This is a genomic window from Streptomyces sp. NPDC053542, from assembly GCF_044544685.1.
Taxonomy (GTDB): domain Bacteria; phylum Actinomycetota; class Actinomycetes; order Streptomycetales; family Streptomycetaceae; genus Streptomyces.
Genome location: NZ_JBITXL010000005.1, coordinates 289371 through 305815, shown reverse-complemented (window position 1 = coordinate 305815; position 16445 = coordinate 289371). Strand labels below are relative to the sequence as shown.

The following is a 16445-nucleotide window of genomic DNA, read 5'->3' as shown; positions in this document are numbered from 1 at the left end:
AACGGAAGGGGATCAGTGCGCGTCGGCGATGTGCTGCGTGCCGATGCGCTTGCGGAACACCCAGTACGTCCAGCCCTGGTAGAGCATCACGAGCGGGGCCGCGAAGACCGTCAGCCAGGTCATGATCTTCAGGGTGTACGGGCTGGACGCGGAGTTGCTGACCGTGAGGTTCCAGCTCTCGTTCAGCGAGGACGGCATGACGTTCGGGAAGAGCGTCAGGAACAGCATCGTGACCAGGGCCGCGATGGTGACGCCCGAGAAGGCGAAGGACCAGCCCTCCCGACCGAGCATGTTCGCCACCAGCGCGGCGAGCAGCGCGACCGCCGACACGACCAGCGCGACCAGGCTCGTGCCGTCGCCCTTGTCGATCTGAGTCCAGATCATGAAGAAGAGCGCCAGCCCCGCGGCGATCATGCCGAGGAACGAGGCCGTGACGCGCGCCCGCTCCCGGATGCCACCCACCGTCTTCAGCGAGGCGAAGACCGCGCCGTGGAAGGTGAACAGCGCCAGCATCGCCAGGCCGCCGAGGATCGCGTACGGGTTCAGCAGGTCGAGCAGGGTCCCGGCGTAGTTCTTGTCGGCGTCGATCTTCACGCCGCCCACGATGTTGCCGAAGACCACGCCCCACAGGACCGGCGGGAGCAGCGAGGTCCAGAAGATCGCGTTCTCCCAGTTCTGCTGCCAGCGCTCCTCGTCCCGCTTGTGGCGGTACTCGAAGGCCACGCCCCGCACGATGAGGCAGAGCAGGATCAGCAGCATCGGCAGGTAGAAGCCCGAGAAGAGCGTGGCGTACCACTCGGGGAAGGCCGCGAAGGTCGCGCCCGCCGCCGAGATCAGCCAGACCTCGTTGCCGTCCCAGACCGGGCCGATGGTGTTGATGAGGACCCGCCGCTCGCTCCGGTCACGGGCGAGCAGCTTGGTGAGGACGCCGATCCCGAAGTCGAATCCTTCGAGGAAGAAGTACCCGACCCACAGGAAGGCGATGAGGACGAACCAGACGTCGTGAAGGTGCACAGCTGCCCCCTAGTACGAGAAGGCCATCGGCCGGTCGGCGTCGTTGTCGTCGCCGCCGATCCTGGTGGGCGGGTTGAGGTCGGACTCCGACAGCTCCTGCGGTCCGGCCTTGACGTACTTGACGAGCAGCCGGACCTCGACCCAGGCGAGGACCGCGTACAGCGCGGTGAAGACGGCCATCGACGTGATCACCTCGCCCTGCGAGACGCCGGGGGAGACCGCGTCGGAGGTGCGCAGCACGCCGTAGACGACCCAGGGCTGACGGCCCATCTCGGTGAAGATCCAGCCCCAGGAGCTCGCGATCAGCGGGAAGCCGAGGGTGATCATGGCGAGCCGCCAGGCCCACTTGGAGAGCCCGTCGCCGAGCGCCTTGTCCTTGGTGAGCGCGAGGTGCGGTACCTCCTCGTCGCCCGTCCGCAGCCGTTGCGAGAGCCAGAACTTCTTGCGGGTGAGCCAGAGGCCGGCCACGCCGAGCGCGAAGGAGGCCATGCCGAAGCCGATCATCCAGCGGAAGCCCCAGTAGGCGACCGGGATGTTGGGCCGGTAGTCCCCGGGCCCGTACTTCTCCTGCTCGGCCTTGTTCACATCGTTGATGCCGGGCACCTTCGAGGAGAAGTCGTCGTGGGCGAGGAACGAGAGCAGGCCGGGTATCTCCACCTCGACGGTGTTGTGCCCCTTGGACACGTCCCCGTAGGCGAAGACCGAGAAGGGCGCGGGTGCCTGCCCGTCCCACAGCGCCTCGGCCGAGGCCATCTTCATCGGCTGCTGCTGGAACATGACCTTGCCCAGCAGGTCGCCGCTGACGGCGGTCAGCAGACCGGACACGACCAGCGTCACGAGGCCGAGGCGGAGTGAGGTCCGCATGACCTTGACGTGCTTCTTGCGCATCAGGTGGTACGCGGCGATGCCCACGATGAAGGCGCCGCCCGCGAGGAAGGCCGCCGTGAGGGTGTGGAAGACGACGACGAGGGTGGTGTCCTGCGTCAGCACCTCCCAGAAGTCGGTCAGCTCCGCGCGCCCGGTGGCCTTGTTGATCTTGTAGCCGGTGGGGTGCTGCATCCAGGAGTTGGCCGCGAGGATGAAGTACGCCGACAGGATCGTGCCGATCGAGACCATCCAGACGCAGAAGCAGTGGATCTTCTTGGGCAGCTTGTCCCAGCCGAAGATCCACAGGCCGATGAAGGTGGACTCGAAGAAGAACGCGATGAGGGCTTCGAACGCGAGCGGGGCGCCGAAGACGTCACCGACGAAACGCGAGTAGTCGGACCAGTTCATGCCGAACTGGAACTCCTGGACGATGCCGGTGACGACACCCATCGCGATGTTGATCAGGAAGAGCTTGCCCCAGAACTTCGTCGCCTTGAGGTACCGCTCCTTGCCCGTGCGGACCCATGCCGTCTCCAGTCCGGCCACCAGGGCGGCGAGAGAGATCGTCAGGGGCACGAAGAGGAAGTGATAGACGGTCGTGATGCCGAATTGCCATCGCGCCAAGGTCTCTGGCGCCAACGCCAGTTCCACGTCGATGTCTCCTTACGGTCGCCGTTCTCGCCACACCTCCTGCACCTTTTGTCCTGCATAAAGAGGGACAAAAGCGGAGGTGCTTGTGAACGCGTTCACATTCACAAGCAATTATCTCCCATGGCGTTCCGTCCAGCGGATCGGGGGGTGCGTGACCGTCGTCACGCGGTATTCCGTCGCGCGGAAAACCCTGATACGGCCTGCGAAGCGGCCGCCGGGCAGGCCGTTAGTGAACGTGTACACGCCGTTTTCCGTCGGCCCCTCTTCCGCAGACCTTCAACATATTGTTGAATTTGGCGCCATGCAGATACGCATCTCATGGCCCGCAGGTCACCTGACCGCCACCCTGGAGGACACCCCGACCACCACCGCCCTGGAAGCCGAGCTCCCGCTCGCCTCCACCGCCCGCACCTGGGGCGAGGAGGTCTACTTCGCCACGCCCGTCTCCCGCGCGCTGGAGGCCGGCGCCCAGCAGGTCGTCGAGCCGGGCACGGTCGCGTTCTGGACCGACGGCGACGCGCTGGCCCTGCCGTACGGCCCGACGCCCATCTCCCGCGGGGACGAGTCCCGGCTCGCCTCCCCCTGCAACATCCTCGGCCGCGTCGACGGCGACCCGCGCCGCCTCGCCACCGTCCGCGACGGCGATCCCATCCGGGTGGAACGCGCCTGACGCCTCCGGAGACGGCGCAGCAAAAGGGGGTGGCCGCGGCCCACAAGGACCGCGGCCACCCCGCCGCACTCACGCCTGCCGGTCACAGCTCCTTGCGGAACGCCTCCGCCGTCTGCAGAAAGATGTCGTTGCCCGCGGTCTCGCCGATCGAGACCCGCACGCCCTCGCCGGGGAACGGCCGCACCACGGCGCCCGCCTGTTCGCACGCCCGCGCGAAGTCCACGGTGCGCTCCCCCAGCCGCAGCCACACGAAGTTGGCCTGCGACTCCGGCACGGTCCAGCCCTGCTCGGTCAGCGTCCTGGCCACCCGGGTCCGCTCCGCCACCAGCGCGTCCACCCGCTCCAGCAGCGCGCCCTCGCTGCGCAGCGACGCGACCGCCGCGTCCTGCGCGAGCTGGCTCACGCCGAAGGGCACCGCCGTCTTGCGCAGCGCGGCCGCGACCGGCTCGTGCGCCACCGCGAAGCCCACCCGCAGGCCGGCGAGGCCGTACGCCTTGGAGAAGGTGCGCAGCACGCAGACGTTCGGGCGGTCGCGGTAGAGCTCGATGCCGTCCGGCACGTCGGCGTCGCGGATGAACTCGCGGTACGCCTCGTCCAGCACGATCAGCACGTCCGAGGGCACCGCGTCCAGGAAGCGCTCCAGCTCGGCGCGGCGCACCACGGTGCCGGTGGGGTTGTTCGGGTTGCACACGAAGATCAGCCGAGTCCGCTCGGTGACCGCGGCGAGCATCGCGTCCAGGTCATGGACCTCGTTCTCGTCCAGCGGGACCTGCACGGAGGTGGCGCCGGAGATCTGGGTGATGATCGGGTACGCCTCGAAGGAGCGCCAGGCGTAGATCACCTCGTCACCCGGCCCGGCCGTCGCCTGGATCAGCTGCTGGGCCACGCCCACCGAGCCGGTACCGGTCGCCAGGTGCTCCACCGGCACGCCGAACCGCTCCGACAGCTCCGCCATCAGCCCGGTGCACGCCATGTCCGGGTACCGGTTGAAGGCGCCGGCGGCGGCCACCGCGGTCTCCAGCACGCCGGGCAGCGGCGGGTACGGGTTCTCGTTGGAGGACAGCTTGTACGCCACCGGGCCGCCCGCGGCGGCCGGCTTCCCGGGCTTGTAGGTGGGGACGCCGTCCAGCGCCGCACGCAGCTTCGGGGTCTTCTCGCTCACCGCAGGTCCTCCTCGACCGTCCCGCTCGTCACCAATACTGCACACCTTATGAGGATTGAGCCGTGCGGCGTAGGGTCCTCCGCCCTCCGGTCCCCTCCGGAACCGGTATGGGCATGCGCATGTCATATACCGGCGCCATGTCCCAGCTCAGGGCGCAGGGCCTTTGCGGAGCGCCTCCCCCTGTGTCACGCGCCGGTGGCTCGCGCCGTGGCGCGCATCACCCGTGAAGGTGACTTGAGACCTCTTCGATACCTGACGCAATCTGTAGGTCAACCCCGACGATCACCGGGCAGAACTACGTCCTGACCACCAACGTCCTTCCTTTCAAAGGGGTTTGACGGCCTTTCGGCATGCAGAAACGTGCCTTTCGACTGCGCATAAGGGAGCCCCGCGATGGCCCCCTCCGAGCCCTACTATCGGCTCGCCATGACAGCAGCAGGGAAGCACCAGGTGAGCCGGTCGACCGGACGCCGGTTGGGGCGGGCAGGCATCCGGGACGTGGCCGCCGCAGCCGGTGTCTCCATCACGACTGTCTCCGACGCGCTCAACGGCAAGGGCCGGCTTCCGGACGCCACCCGTCGCCACGTCCGCGAGGTCGCCGACCGGTTGGGCTACCGCCCGTCCGCCGCCGCCCGCACGCTCCGTACCGGGAAGTCCGGCCTGATCGGGCTGACCGTCACCACGTACGGGGATGAACCTTTCACCTTCACCGAGTTCGCGTACTTCGCGGAGATGGCGCGCGCCGCCACCTCCGCCGCGCTGGCCCGCGGCTATGCCCTGGTCATCCTCCCCGCGACCTCCCGTCACGACGTCTGGTCCAACGTCGCGCTGGACGGCACGGTCGTCATCGACCCGGCCGACGGCGATCCCGTCGTCACCGAGCTCGTCCGGCACGGCATCCCCGTCGTCTCCGACGGCCGTCCCGGCGGCACCCTCCCCGTCACCGGCTGGGTCGACAACGACCACGAGGCAGCCGTCATGGGCCTTCTGGAGCACCTCGCCGACGCCGGCGCCCGCCGCATCGGCCTCCTCACGGGCACCACCACCGACACCTACACCCGCCTGTCCACGACCGCGTACCTCCGCTGGTGCGAGCGGGTCGGCCAGGACCCGGTGTACGAGTCCTACCCGGCGCACGACCCGTGCGCGGGCGCCGTCGCCGCCGACCGGCTGCTCGCCCGTCCGGACCGCCCGGACGCCGTCTACGGCCTCTTCGACCCGAACGGCACCGATCTGCTCGCCGCCGCCCGCCGGTACGGCCTCCGGGTCCCCGACGACCTCTTGCTGGTGTGCTGCAGCGAGTCCACGGTCTACGCCACGACCGAGCCGCCCATCACGACCCTCTCGCTCAAGCCCCGGCGCATCGGCACCGCCGTCGTCCAGCTGCTCATCGACGCCATCGAGGGGCTCGACAGCGGACGCCCGGTCGAGCAGGTAATACCGACCGACCTGATCGTGCGCACCTCCTCCCAACGGAGGTCTCCACGTACGACGGTCAGCCCACCGCGCGGACCGTCCGGCGACTGAGCGTTCCGCCGGGCGGCCACGGCCGCGCGGGGAAAAACGGGGCGAAGCCGGGAGAAAACAGCAGGGAATGCCGGGCTCCGAACGATTGACCACCCCCGGGTGCGTCACAACCTGCGAGCGGCGTTCCTATGATGGGCGCACGACACCACGGACCGCCGTCGACCAGGCAAGGTCCGCGAGGTGCACGGCGGCGCGACGGTGGAGGGGTCGATGACTCAGGGGGCCGGTCTGGGACCCATGGTGCGGACCATGGCAGCACAACCTCCTGCGCCCGTTCCTCCTGGAACTCCCGGGGCCGCACCGGACGGTCCTCCCCAGGGTGCGTACGCCGCCGATGACCCGTACGCACCGCAGGAGGGATACGTCCCGCAGGACGGATACGGCCTGCAGGCCGGCCAGGCACTGCAGGGCGTGCCCGCTCCCCAGGAGCGCCTCAACCCCGAGGTCCGCGTGCGGACCAGGGCCCGGCCGTACGCGCGCCTCACCTACGGCACCGGCCCGCAGGGCACGCTCCCGCAGGACGAGCTGCCCGCCGACTACACCCCCACCGAGCGCGACATCCCCGTCGTCGGCCCGGACGGCACCCCTGCCGCATACACCGACACGCTCGTCGACCAGCCCGCCGTCGACCTCCAGCAGGTCGGCGAGGGCGAGGGCGGCGGCCCGCTGTACGTCGTCGGTGACGTGCACGGTTACTACGACGAGCTGCGCGCGGCGCTGTTCGCCGAGGGGCTGATCGACGCCGAGGGCCACTGGGCGGCCGGCAACACCCGGCTGTGGTTCCTCGGCGACTTCACCGACCGCGGCCCCGACGGCATCGGCGTCATCGACCTGGTCATGCAGCTGTCCGCCGAGGCCGCCGCGGCCGGCGGCTACTGCAAGGCGCTGATGGGCAACCACGAGCTGCTCCTGCTCGGCGCCAAGCGGTTCGGCGACACCCCCGTGCAGTCCGGCGCCGGCACCGCCTCCTTCCAGGCCGCCTGGCTGCTCAACGGCGGCCAGAAGACCGACATGGACCGCCTCCAGGACCACCACCTGCAGTGGATGGCCCGGCTGGACGCCGTCACGCAGGAGGACGGCCACCTCCTCCTGCACTCCGACACCACCGCGTACCTCGACTACGGCGACTCCATCGAGGCCGTCAACGACGCCGTCCACGAGGTCCTCACCCGCAGCGACGCCAACGAGGTCTGGGACCTCTTCCGCAAGCTCACCAAGCGCTTCGCGTTCCGCGACGAGTCCGGGCCGCAGGCGGTGCGCGAGCTGCTCGCCACGTACGGCGGCGAGCGCATCGTCCATGGCCACAGCCCCATCCCGTACCTCCTCGGCGAGGTCGGCACCGAGGACGGCGAGGGCGAGGACACCGTCGTCGAAGAGCCGCACGTGTACGCCGACGGGCTCGCGGTCGCCATGGACGGCGGCGTCACGATGGCCGGAAAGCTGCTCGTCGTCCAACTTCCCCTGACTGTCTGACCCGTATCGGGGCAGGGGTACCGCAGGCCGGCGGTGGGACGTGCCGGGCGGCCGGGGAGGGCTTGTCACGGGCGGAGCGAATTTCCGAAATCCTCTGTCCCGCCGTGCTGGAGGCGCTCTACCATCGGTCTATCCGTAGCAGGCTCTCCTCCGTTTCCCGCCAACTGCCCGGCCCACGCCGGCCCGTACGGCCCTACGGAGCATCGGGGGATGCACATGAACAGCGCTCCGCACCTGCTGAACGAGGACCGCGAGGAATTCCGGCGGGCCCTCGACGAGGCACTGCGCACCGTGGCAGACCGCCCGGATTTCGCCACGACGGGCATGCGCCTCAACACCGAGCAGCTGCGCACCATGGCGCTCAGCGCCACGACCGCCATCGCCGCGTGCGCGACGGCCGAGTACCAGCATTACGTCGCGCTCCGCGCGGAGTTGCGCGCGCCCGCCTCCGCGCGCCCGGCCACGGCCGGTACCGAAGCGGGCGAGGGCGGCGGTGAGGGCGCGGGTGCCGCCGGCGTCGGCTTCGCCACGGTGGGCGAGGTCGCCGAGGCCACCGGCGCCGGACTGGCCGCCATGGTCACGGTCCTCGCGCCCGTGCTGGCCGGCATCGCCGCGGTCCTCTTCCTCCTCATCGGCTACGTCCTGCACACCGTCGACCCCGACGAGACCCTGGCGCAGCCGCTGATCAGCGTCGGCTGGGTCTTCGCGGCCCTGACCGCGGCGACGATCCTCATCGCGATGGGCGGACTGGTGATCACCGCGCTCCGCAACGGCGCCACGTCCCTGCGCGCCGCCCACCCCACGGAACTGGCCCAGGAGGTCGAACGGGCGAAAGCCCGCTGGCTCCAGGCCCTCCGGGAACGGGGCCTGGAGCCCTTCCTGCTGGAAGCGCTGACGGCCCCGGAGCCGCCTCCCGAGCCGGACGTCCGGAAAGGCGAGAAAGGCCCGACGGTCCCCGCGAGTACCGTCGTGCCCGCCGAGCCGTCGGCCACGGGCAGCCCTGCCACCGTCCAGGAACACGCACCGGACACGGCCGGCGCGGGCGAGGCGACCGGGCCCGCGTCCGCGGACGGGCAGTCGCCTCCGGCCGCCGAAGCCGCCGGACGCTTCGTGGCGCACCGCTCCCCGGACAGCGGCCGGATGCCCACCCTCGGCTACACCCACCCGCGCTTCTCGGGTCCCGAGGGCGACCACCGCGCCACCACCCGGCCCCGGTTCACGAGCCCGGACTTCACGAGCCCGGACTACGGCGGCCCGGACCACCAGCCGGAGTGATGCCCGCACGACGAGGAGGCCCCGGAATCACCGGAGCCTCCTCGTCGTGCGTTCAGGTCGTGCCGGCGGTCAGTCCGCGATCGGCAGGTACACCCGGTTGCCCGCTGCCGCGAACTCCTTGGACTTCTCGGCCATGCCGGCCTCGGGGTCCACGGCCAGGTCGCCGCCGTGTTCGCGGCGGATGTCCTGGGAGATCTTCATGGAGCAGAACTTCGGGCCGCACATGGAGCAGAAGTGTGCCGTCTTGGCCGGCTCGGCCGGGAGCGTCTCGTCGTGGAAGGCGCGGGCCGTGTCGGGGTCGAGGGCCAGGTTGAACTGGTCCTCCCAGCGGAACTCGAAGCGGGCGTCGGAGAGGGCGTCGTCCCACTCCTGGGCGCCCGGGTGCCCCTTGGCCAGGTCCGCCGCGTGGGCCGCGATCTTGTACGTGATGACGCCGGTCTTCACGTCGTCGCGGTCCGGCAGGCCCAGGTGCTCCTTGGGCGTGACGTAGCAGAGCATCGCCGTGCCCCACCAGGCGATCATCGCGGCGCCGATACCGGACGTGATGTGGTCGTAGGCGGGCGCGATGTCGGTGGTGAGCGGGCCGAGCGTGTAGAACGGCGCCTCCTCGCAGATCTCCTGCTGGAGGTCGATGTTCTCCTTGATCTTGTGCATCGGGACGTGGCCCGGGCCCTCGATCATGGTCTGCACGCCGTGCGCCTTGGCGATCGTGTTCAGCTCGCCGAGCGTCTTCAGCTCCGCGAACTGCGCCTCGTCGTTGGCGTCGGCGATGGAGCCCGGGCGCAGCCCGTCACCGAGGGAGAAGGTGACGTCGTACGACGCGAGGATGTCGCAGAGCTCTTCGAAGTTCTCGTAGAGGAAGGACTCCTTGTGGTGCGCCAGACACCACGCCGCCATGATCGAGCCGCCGCGGGAGACGATGCCGGTCTTGCGGCGGGCGGTGAGCGGGACGTACCGCAGGAGCACGCCGGCGTGGACCGTCATGTAGTCGACGCCCTGCTCGGCCTGCTCGATGACGGTGTCCTTGTAGATCTCCCAGGTGAGCTCCTCGGCCTTGCCGTCGACCTTCTCCAGAGCCTGGTAGAGGGGGACGGTGCCGATCGGGACGGGGGAGTTGCGCAGGACCCACTCGCGGGTGGTGTGGATGTTGCGGCCGGTGGAGAGGTCCATGACCGTGTCGGCGCCCCAGCGGGTCGCCCAGGTCATCTTCTCCACCTCCTCCTCGATGGAGGAGGTCACCGCGGAGTTGCCGATGTTGGCGTTGACCTTCACCAGGAAGTTCTTGCCGATGATCATCGGCTCGATCTCCGGGTGGTTGACGTTCGCCGGCAGCACCGCGCGGCCCGCCGCGATTTCGTCCCGCACGAACTCGGGGCTGCAGTTCTCGCGGATCGCGACGTACTCCATCTCCGCGGTGATCTCGCCGCGCTGCGCGTACGCGAGCTGGGTGACGGCGCCGTCCCGGCCGCGGCGCGGCTGCCGGGGCCGGCCCGGGAAGACCGCGTCGAGGTTCTTCAGGCCGCCACGCGGCGAGGTGTGCTTGAGGCCGTCGTCCTCAGGACGCATCGGCCGGCCCGCGTACTCCTCGGTGTCGCCGCGGGCGATGATCCAGTTCTCCCGCAGCGGCGCGAGGCCGCGGCGGACGTCGGTTTCGATGTTGGGGTCGGTGTACGGCCCTGACGTGTCGTAAAGCGTCACGTGCTCGCCGTTGGTGAGGTGCACTCGCCGGACCGGGACCCGGAGGTCCGGGCGCGTTCCGGAGACATAGCCCTTGTGCCAGCCGATCTGCTCGGTGGCAGCCTGAGCGTCCGCGCCCTGGCCGTTTTCAGGCGTGCGTGCATCCTGCAGAGTCATTGAGACCCACTCCCTACGCCGGCATTACCCGGTAACAGGTTCGGCGGTCGACGCAGCTCTTTCCGTGTCGGCGTTTCACGTGAAACACCGCCGGTACGGAATCAGCGCCCTCTCAGCCCGGTGCTCCGAGCTCCCGCGATTGCAAAGGTGCCACCACGGTAGCGGCCGGAGCCGCGTGGTGAACAGGGGGCCCGGTGAGTTGTTGGATGATCGGGCGGTGACCCGCAACGAGCCCGAGCCCCAGCCGCACCCTCATCCGCATGCGCATGCGCACGGCCACAGTCATGGCCACGGCCCCGCCGCGCCCGTCTCCCGCCATCTGCGCAAGGTCATCGCCGCGGTACTGATCCCGTTCGCCCTGGCGGTGGGCGTCGGGCTCATCGCGCTCTGGCCCGGCGGCGCGCCCGCGCACAAGCCGACGGGGGTCGGGTTCGACCAGGAGACCCAGTCCGCGCGGGTCGTCCGGCTGACGAAGGTGGACTGCGCGGACGTCAACGCGCAGCAACAGCAGCAGATGCAGCAGCAACAGCCGCCGACAGGACCCGGCGGCGGCGCCCAGCAGCAGGCGCGGAGCTGTGAGCAGGCCACCATCGAGGTCACCAGCGGCAAGGACACGGGGCACCGCTTCAAGACCGTGGTGACGCCGGACGCCTCGCGCCGCTACACCGAGGGCCAGGACGTCGTGGTGGCGTACGCGCCCAAGGCACCCCGGGACCTGCAGTACTCGGTCACCGACGTGGACCGCACCTTCCCGATGTGGGTACTGGCCGCGGTGTTCGCGCTGGCGGTAGTGGTCGTCGGGCGGCTGCGCGGGGTACTGGCGCTGGTCGCGCTGGCGGCGAGCTTCGCCGTCCTCACGCTGTTCATCCTGCCGGCCATCCTGCAGGGCTCGAATCCGCTGCTGGTGGCGGTGGTCGGAGGCAGCGCGATCATGCTCATCGCGCTGTACATGTGCCACGGCCTGACGGCCCGTACATCGGTCGCGGTGCTCGGCACGCTGGCGTCCCTGCTGCTGATCGGGCTGCTGGGATCGGTCTTCATCGGCTGGGCGCAGCTGACGGGCAACACGGACGACCAGACGGGACTGGTGCACAGCCTCTACCCGGGCATCGAGATCCGCGGTCTGCTGCTCGCGGGGATCATCATCGGGTCGCTGGGCGTGCTGGACGACGTGACCGTGACCCAGACGGCGGCCGTGTGGGAGCTGCGGGACGCCGATCCGACGGCGAGCCGGCGGCAGATCTACGGGGCGGCGATGCGGATCGGGCGGGACCACATCGCCTCGGTGGTGAACACGCTGGTACTGGCGTACGCGGGCGCCGCGCTCCCGCTGCTCCTGCTGTTCTCCATCGCGCGCAGCAGTGTCGGCACGGTCGCCACCAGCGAGGTGGTGGCCGAGGAGATCATCCGGACGCTCGTGGGCAGTATCGGGCTCGTCGCGTCCGTACCGCTGACCACGCTGCTGGCGGTACTGGTGGTCTCCGCCGACCGCGGGAGCCGGAGCGGTCCGCTCACGGAGCACGGCCGGGCGGCCGGTCCGGGGCCCGGGCAGCCGGGCAGCAGGCGCGGTGGACGGGGCCGCCGCCGCAAGCGCTGACCGGGCCGGACCGGCGGTCAGCCCGCCCGTTGCGCGTTCGCGAAGATCCGGTCCAGCTCCGCGTCGAGCGTGCCGCAGATCTCCTCCTGGCCGAGCGGCACCAGCCGGTCCGTACGGTCCAGGAAGGCGACCAGCGGAGCCGCGCCCACGCGGAAAAGCGCCTGCTCCGAGCCCACCTGCAGACTGACGAAGACATCACTGAGGTGGGCGCCCGAGACCGGCTCCACGTGGATGTCCCCTTCACCGGCCGGCCGGCTCAGGCCGTCCAGGAGGAGTTCCCGGCTGAACGCCCAGGTCACCGGGGCGTCGCCCGGGAGATCGAACGTGAAGCGCACGGCATAGGGATCGGCACTGTCGAAATCGAGCTCCACCGGAATCCGGAAGGCGAGTTCCTCGGAGACGATGAAGCTCATCATCACTTCTGCCTGCACTGTCTGGCTCATCAACCACTGCCCCGCACTACTTGATCGAAGTGGCCGGTAATGATCCGCCGACCGCTATTGACGCCATCGTCGACCAGTTGCCGACAGATCACAAGGAGTAATTTTTCAGATACTGATAGAGAAGGCCAGCGTCATAAGGGTCGACTCCGCCATCCTCTGCACCTTTTCGGTTACCGGCAGCAGTCTCTCCGCCTCACCTGCGGGGAGAGAAATCGCCACGGTCGCCGCCGCCGAACCCACCTGAATGGGAATTGCCGCACACACCGTACCGAGGGCATATTCCTCGCGTTCGACGGCGAGTTGGGACTTACGCACCGTGTTCAGCCGATGCAGCAGATCACCCTCCGTCCGTACGGAATGAGGCGTGAGCGACTGCACTTGGTGCCGGGAAAGATGATCTTTCCGCCCCTCCTCGTCGAGTTGGGCCAGCAGGCACTGGCCTATCGCGTGCGCGTGAGCGGTCGTACGGAAGTCCGCCCATTCCTCGACCGGCGGCCGCTCCGGATCGTCACTCACCGCGACCACCTCCACCTCGCCCGCGTGGTACACCGCGAAATACAGCGCGGCGCCCACCTCTTCGCCCATCGCCGACAGCGCCTGCGCGATCCTGGCGTAACGCCGGCGGCGGGCCCCGGACCGGCCGATGAGCTCGGCGGCCTCGCCGAGGAGGAACACACCGTTCTCCCGCTGGAGATATCCCTCGTGCGTCAGGGTGCGCAGCAGGTGGTACGTGGTCGGGAGGGGGTAACCGGTCTCCCTGGCCAGCTGTTTGGCGGGCGCGCCGCGCGGGTGGGCGGCCACCGCTTCGAGGAGGCGCAGCGCCCGCTGTACGGAGCCGATCAGCGTCGGGGAAGTCGTGGATGCGTCGTTCGCCGTGGCCAAGACCAACCCCCAGGACAGGTCGCCGGGGTGCCGACCCCGGGCTCGGGCCCCGCGCCCGCGCCGCGTGCGTTTCCGGTCACCGTCCGCGCCGCCCGGGCCGGCCGGGCTTTCCGGAACATCGGCATCCGGAAGACGCCTCGCGTCGGCACTCTAACGTGAGCGCCGCGGACGGCAGGTCGATTAGCTTGCGAATTACCCCGGGCGGCGCATTTCTTGTATGGGCCGGAAGCCCGTCTGTCGCGGGCATTCCGGACACCAGTTCGCAAAGACAAACCCGTGCGGAGGAACAGCGGTACGTACGGCGGGAACGTACCGCGGGACGGACGGCAGGAACGAACAAAGGGCGCCCCGGTCCCCCTTGTCGGGGAACGGGACGCCCGGACATTCTCCGCGCTGTCACCCGCACCGCTATCGCGGTATCACCACGCGCTGTGCGACGAACTCGCAGCTCACCGCATGAGGAACTCGCAGCTCACCGAATGCGGGCTACGACGACGATCCGCTGAACCTGCGGACGAGATAGACCACACCCGCGATCAGCGCCACTGCCAGCAGGATCTTGAAGAGCAGCCCGACGAGGAAACCCACCACGCTGCCGATCAGCCCGCCGAAGACGACCAGCAGGATGACGGGCACCGCGACCCACTTCACCCACCACGGGAGTCCCGCGAAAATCTCCTTCACGGCCATTGCTCTGCCCTGCTTTCTGGTCGTCGCCCGGTAATCTCCCGGCCCGCCCGGCTCCTGTCCGATCCCGCCCTGCACCATCGATGCTAGGACGCCGCCCGGCCGCATTGGGGGCCCGCGGCCCCGGCTGTCCCCTGAGCCTTCCCCTACGGGTACGGACGGCCCGCCTCCGCTGCCGGGAGGAGCCTGCTCACCCCTCCGGCCCAGTCCTCCCGGCTCAGCTCTCCGCTCAGCTCTCCGGCTCAGCTCTCCGGTGGCGAGAAGATCACCATGACCCGCAGATCCTCGGTGATGTGGTGGAACTTGTGCGGCACCCCGGCCGGTACGTACACCACGCTGCCCCGCGCGACCTGCGTCGTCTCCACCCCCACCGTGATCGACGCGCGCCCGCTCACCACCAGGTACACCTCGTCCTGCTGGTGCGGCGCCTGCGGATCGCTGCTGCCGGCGTCCAGTGCGTACAGCCCGGCGGACATGTTCCGCTCCCGCAGGAACTGCAAGTACGCGCCATCATTGGCGGCCCGTTCCGCCTCCAGTTCCTCCAGCCTGAACGCCTTCATCACTCGCGCACCCCTCACTGCCGCCGTCGTGTCTGCGACGATCCCACCATGAAGAATTTTCTGGTCAAGACGCTCGCCAACGCCGCGGCACTCGCCGTGGCCACCTGGCTGCTCAGCGACATCACGCTGACCGGCACCAGCACCGGCAACAAGGTCTGGACGCTGATCCTGGTCGCGCTGATCTTCGGCGTGGTCAACGTCATCGTGAAGCCCGTGGTGAAGCTGCTGTCGTTCCCGCTCTTCATCCTCACCCTGGGCCTGATCACGCTCGTGATCAACGCCCTGATGCTGATGCTGACGTCCTGGCTGGCCGGCAAGCTCGACCTCGCCTTCCACGTCGACGGTTTCTGGACCGCGGTACTGGGCGGCCTGATCGTCTCGATCGTCTCCTGGGCGCTGCACGTGATCCTGCCGGACGAGGACTGACCGGCACCGCCACGGCCGTTCCCGACGCGGACTTCCCGGCCCGTACCAAGGCGGCGTGGCAGGCTTCGAGGACCGCCCGGCCATGGCCGAGGCCGCCCGCGAGGACCTGCTCACGGTCGTCCGGGCCGGGCGGGCCGGAGACGTACGACGGGAAGGCAGGCACGGGCCCATGACAGGCGACGACGCGCGCATCACCGGCGACAGCACCCGGGCCGTACGTGCCGGCCTCCCCGAGGCCGAGGCGTACCACCCGACCCTCCCCGGGCCAGTCTTCGCGGCCCACTACCACCTGCCGGGCGACGCCACCGGGCCGTACACCTACGGCCGCGAGTCCAACCCGACCTGGACCCTCCTCGAAGCGGCGGTCTCGGAACTGGAGTCGCCCGGCGCGCCGGCCCACACCTCGGTCTTCGCCTCCGGGATGGCCGCGATCTCCGCCGTCCTGTTCTCCCAGGTCCGCACCGGCGACGTGGTCGTCCTGCCGAGCGACTGCTATCAGCTCATGCCCGCCGTACGGGAGCGCCTGGAGAGCTACGGCGTCGAGGTCCGCACCGCCCCCACCGCCGGTGACGCCCAGCTCGACGTGCTGACCGGCGCCCGGCTGCTGTGGATCGAGACGCCCTCCAACCCGGGCCTGGACGTCTGCGACATCCGCCGGCTCGCCGAGGCCGCGCACGCCCAGGGCACCCTGGTCGCCGTCGACAACACCCTCGCCACGCCGCTCGGCCAGCGCCCGCTCGACCTCGGCGCCGACTTCTCCGTGGCCAGCGGTACGAAGGCGCTGACCGGCCACGGCGACCTCCTGCTGGGCTATGTCACCACCCGCGACCAGGCCCTCACCGACTCCGTACGGCAGTGGCGCAAGACCGTCGGCGCGATCCCCGGCCCGATGGAGGCGTGGCTCGCGCACCGGTCGCTGGCCACGCTCGCGTTGCGCGTCGAGCGGCAGGCGGTGGGCGCGCTGGCGCTCGCCGAGGCGCTGCGCGACCGCCCCGAGGTCACCGGGCTGCGCCACCCGGGGCTGCCGGCCGATCCCGCGCACGCGGGCGCGGTGGCCCAGATGCGCCCCGGATGCTTCGGTTGCGTCGTCTCCTTCGTGCTGCCGGACAAGGCGCACGCGGAAGGTTTTCTGGCCGAACTGACGCTGGTGGACGACGCGACGAGTTTTGGGGGAGTACGGTCGACGGCCGAGCGGCGTGGACGCTGGGGCGGCGACGCCGTACCGGACGGCTTCATCCGCTTCTCCGTCGGCGTGGAGGACCCGGACGACCTGGTCGCGGACGTACTCCGGGCCCTGGACCGGGCGTTGGACGGGGCCGCGCGGGGCTAGTTCCGGCCGGCACCGCTCCGGCCTGCG

15 protein-coding genes and 1 riboswitch are annotated in these 16445 nt (G+C 69.9%); of the genes, 7 read left to right on the top strand and 8 right to left on the bottom strand.

Annotated elements, in window-relative coordinates; translation table 11 throughout:
• Nucleotides 1-12 precede the first annotated feature (12 nt).
• Together cydB and ACIGXO_RS16300 are read right to left on the bottom strand one after the other, a co-directional pair.
• Entirely contained in the window at nt 13-1014 is a 1002-nt protein-coding gene (gene cydB, locus ACIGXO_RS16305; protein WP_399786314.1) for a cytochrome d ubiquinol oxidase subunit II, read from the bottom strand.
• A gap of 9 nt (nt 1015-1023) precedes the next feature.
• Nucleotides 1024-2532 carry a cytochrome ubiquinol oxidase subunit I gene (locus tag ACIGXO_RS16300; protein WP_399786311.1) on the bottom strand — a complete coding sequence of 503 codons (1509 nt, stop codon included), beginning with the start codon at nt 2530-2532 and terminating at the stop codon, nt 1024-1026.
• A 301-nt stretch (nt 2533-2833) separates the two neighbouring features.
• Between ACIGXO_RS16300 and ACIGXO_RS16295 the strand changes: the two genes are divergently transcribed.
• On the top strand, nt 2834-3202 hold the full coding sequence (locus tag ACIGXO_RS16295; RefSeq protein ID WP_399786308.1) for a cyclophilin-like fold protein: 369 nt from the start codon (nt 2834-2836) through the stop codon (nt 3200-3202).
• A gap of 82 nt (nt 3203-3284) precedes the next feature.
• On the opposite strand, the gene hisC is transcribed toward ACIGXO_RS16295, so the two are convergent.
• On the bottom strand, nt 3285-4364 hold the full coding sequence (gene hisC / locus ACIGXO_RS16290) for a histidinol-phosphate transaminase (protein ID WP_399786304.1): 1080 nt from the start codon (nt 4362-4364) through the stop codon (nt 3285-3287).
• Between the two features lie 426 nt (nt 4365-4790).
• Between hisC and ACIGXO_RS16285 the strand changes: the two genes are divergently transcribed.
• The 3 genes from ACIGXO_RS16285 (at nt 4791) to ACIGXO_RS16275 (ending at nt 8639) form a co-directional block, all read left to right on the top strand.
• Nucleotides 4791-5891: a LacI family DNA-binding transcriptional regulator gene (locus tag ACIGXO_RS16285; protein WP_031049857.1), complete on the top strand. Its 1101-nt coding sequence runs from the start codon at nt 4791-4793 to the stop codon at nt 5889-5891.
• 249 nt (nt 5892-6140) lie between these two features.
• Nucleotides 6141-7364, top strand: coding sequence for a metallophosphoesterase (locus ACIGXO_RS16280; protein WP_399786300.1), 1224 nt, complete (start codon nt 6141-6143; stop codon nt 7362-7364).
• A gap of 210 nt (nt 7365-7574) precedes the next feature.
• Entirely contained in the window at nt 7575-8639 is a 1065-nt protein-coding gene (locus tag ACIGXO_RS16275; protein WP_399786297.1) for a hypothetical protein, read from the top strand.
• Nucleotides 8640-8708: 69 nt separating this feature from the next.
• Here the strand turns inward: ACIGXO_RS16275 and thiC are convergent, their stop codons facing one another.
• Nucleotides 8709-10493: a phosphomethylpyrimidine synthase ThiC gene (thiC, locus tag ACIGXO_RS16270; protein ID WP_399786295.1), complete on the bottom strand. Its 1785-nt coding sequence runs from the start codon at nt 10491-10493 to the stop codon at nt 8709-8711.
• A riboswitch (TPP riboswitch) is annotated at nt 10487-10640 on the bottom strand. It overlaps the preceding gene by 7 nt.
• Before the next feature lie 70 nt (nt 10641-10710).
• Between thiC and ACIGXO_RS16265 the strand changes: the two genes are divergently transcribed.
• The gene (locus ACIGXO_RS16265) at nt 10711-12090 is read left to right on the top strand and encodes a YibE/F family protein (protein ID WP_399786292.1); all 1380 of its coding nucleotides are present in this window, start codon (nt 10711-10713) and stop codon (nt 12088-12090) included.
• Between the two features lie 17 nt (nt 12091-12107).
• Here ACIGXO_RS16265 and ACIGXO_RS16260 read toward each other — a convergent pair whose 3' ends face one another.
• The 4 genes from ACIGXO_RS16260 to ACIGXO_RS16245 all read right to left on the bottom strand — a co-directional run bounded on the left by ACIGXO_RS16260 (nt 12108) and on the right by ACIGXO_RS16245 (nt 14662).
• Nucleotides 12108-12533: an SsgA family sporulation/cell division regulator gene (locus ACIGXO_RS16260; RefSeq protein WP_351602082.1), complete on the bottom strand. Its 426-nt coding sequence runs from the start codon at nt 12531-12533 to the stop codon at nt 12108-12110.
• A gap of 105 nt (nt 12534-12638) precedes the next feature.
• The gene (locus tag ACIGXO_RS16255; protein WP_399786288.1) at nt 12639-13415 is read right to left on the bottom strand and encodes an IclR family transcriptional regulator; all 777 of its coding nucleotides are present in this window, start codon (nt 13413-13415) and stop codon (nt 12639-12641) included.
• Nucleotides 13416-13901: 486 nt separating this feature from the next.
• Nucleotides 13902-14105: a DUF5326 family protein gene (locus tag ACIGXO_RS16250; RefSeq protein ID WP_399786285.1), complete on the bottom strand. Its 204-nt coding sequence runs from the start codon at nt 14103-14105 to the stop codon at nt 13902-13904.
• Between the two features lie 239 nt (nt 14106-14344).
• Nucleotides 14345-14662, bottom strand: a complete 318-nt coding sequence (locus ACIGXO_RS16245) for a cupin domain-containing protein (RefSeq protein ID WP_399786283.1) — start codon at nt 14660-14662, stop codon at nt 14345-14347.
• 48 nt (nt 14663-14710) lie between these two features.
• Between ACIGXO_RS16245 and ACIGXO_RS16240 the strand changes: the two genes are divergently transcribed.
• Nucleotides 14711-15088 (top strand): phage holin family protein, encoded by a 378-nt coding sequence (locus ACIGXO_RS16240; RefSeq protein ID WP_399786280.1) that lies wholly within the window; start codon nt 14711-14713, stop codon nt 15086-15088.
• A gap of 190 nt (nt 15089-15278) precedes the next feature.
• The gene (locus tag ACIGXO_RS16235) at nt 15279-16418 is read left to right on the top strand and encodes a cystathionine gamma-lyase (protein ID WP_399787103.1); all 1140 of its coding nucleotides are present in this window, start codon (nt 15279-15281) and stop codon (nt 16416-16418) included.
• Nucleotides 16419-16445: the final 27 nt, after the last annotated feature.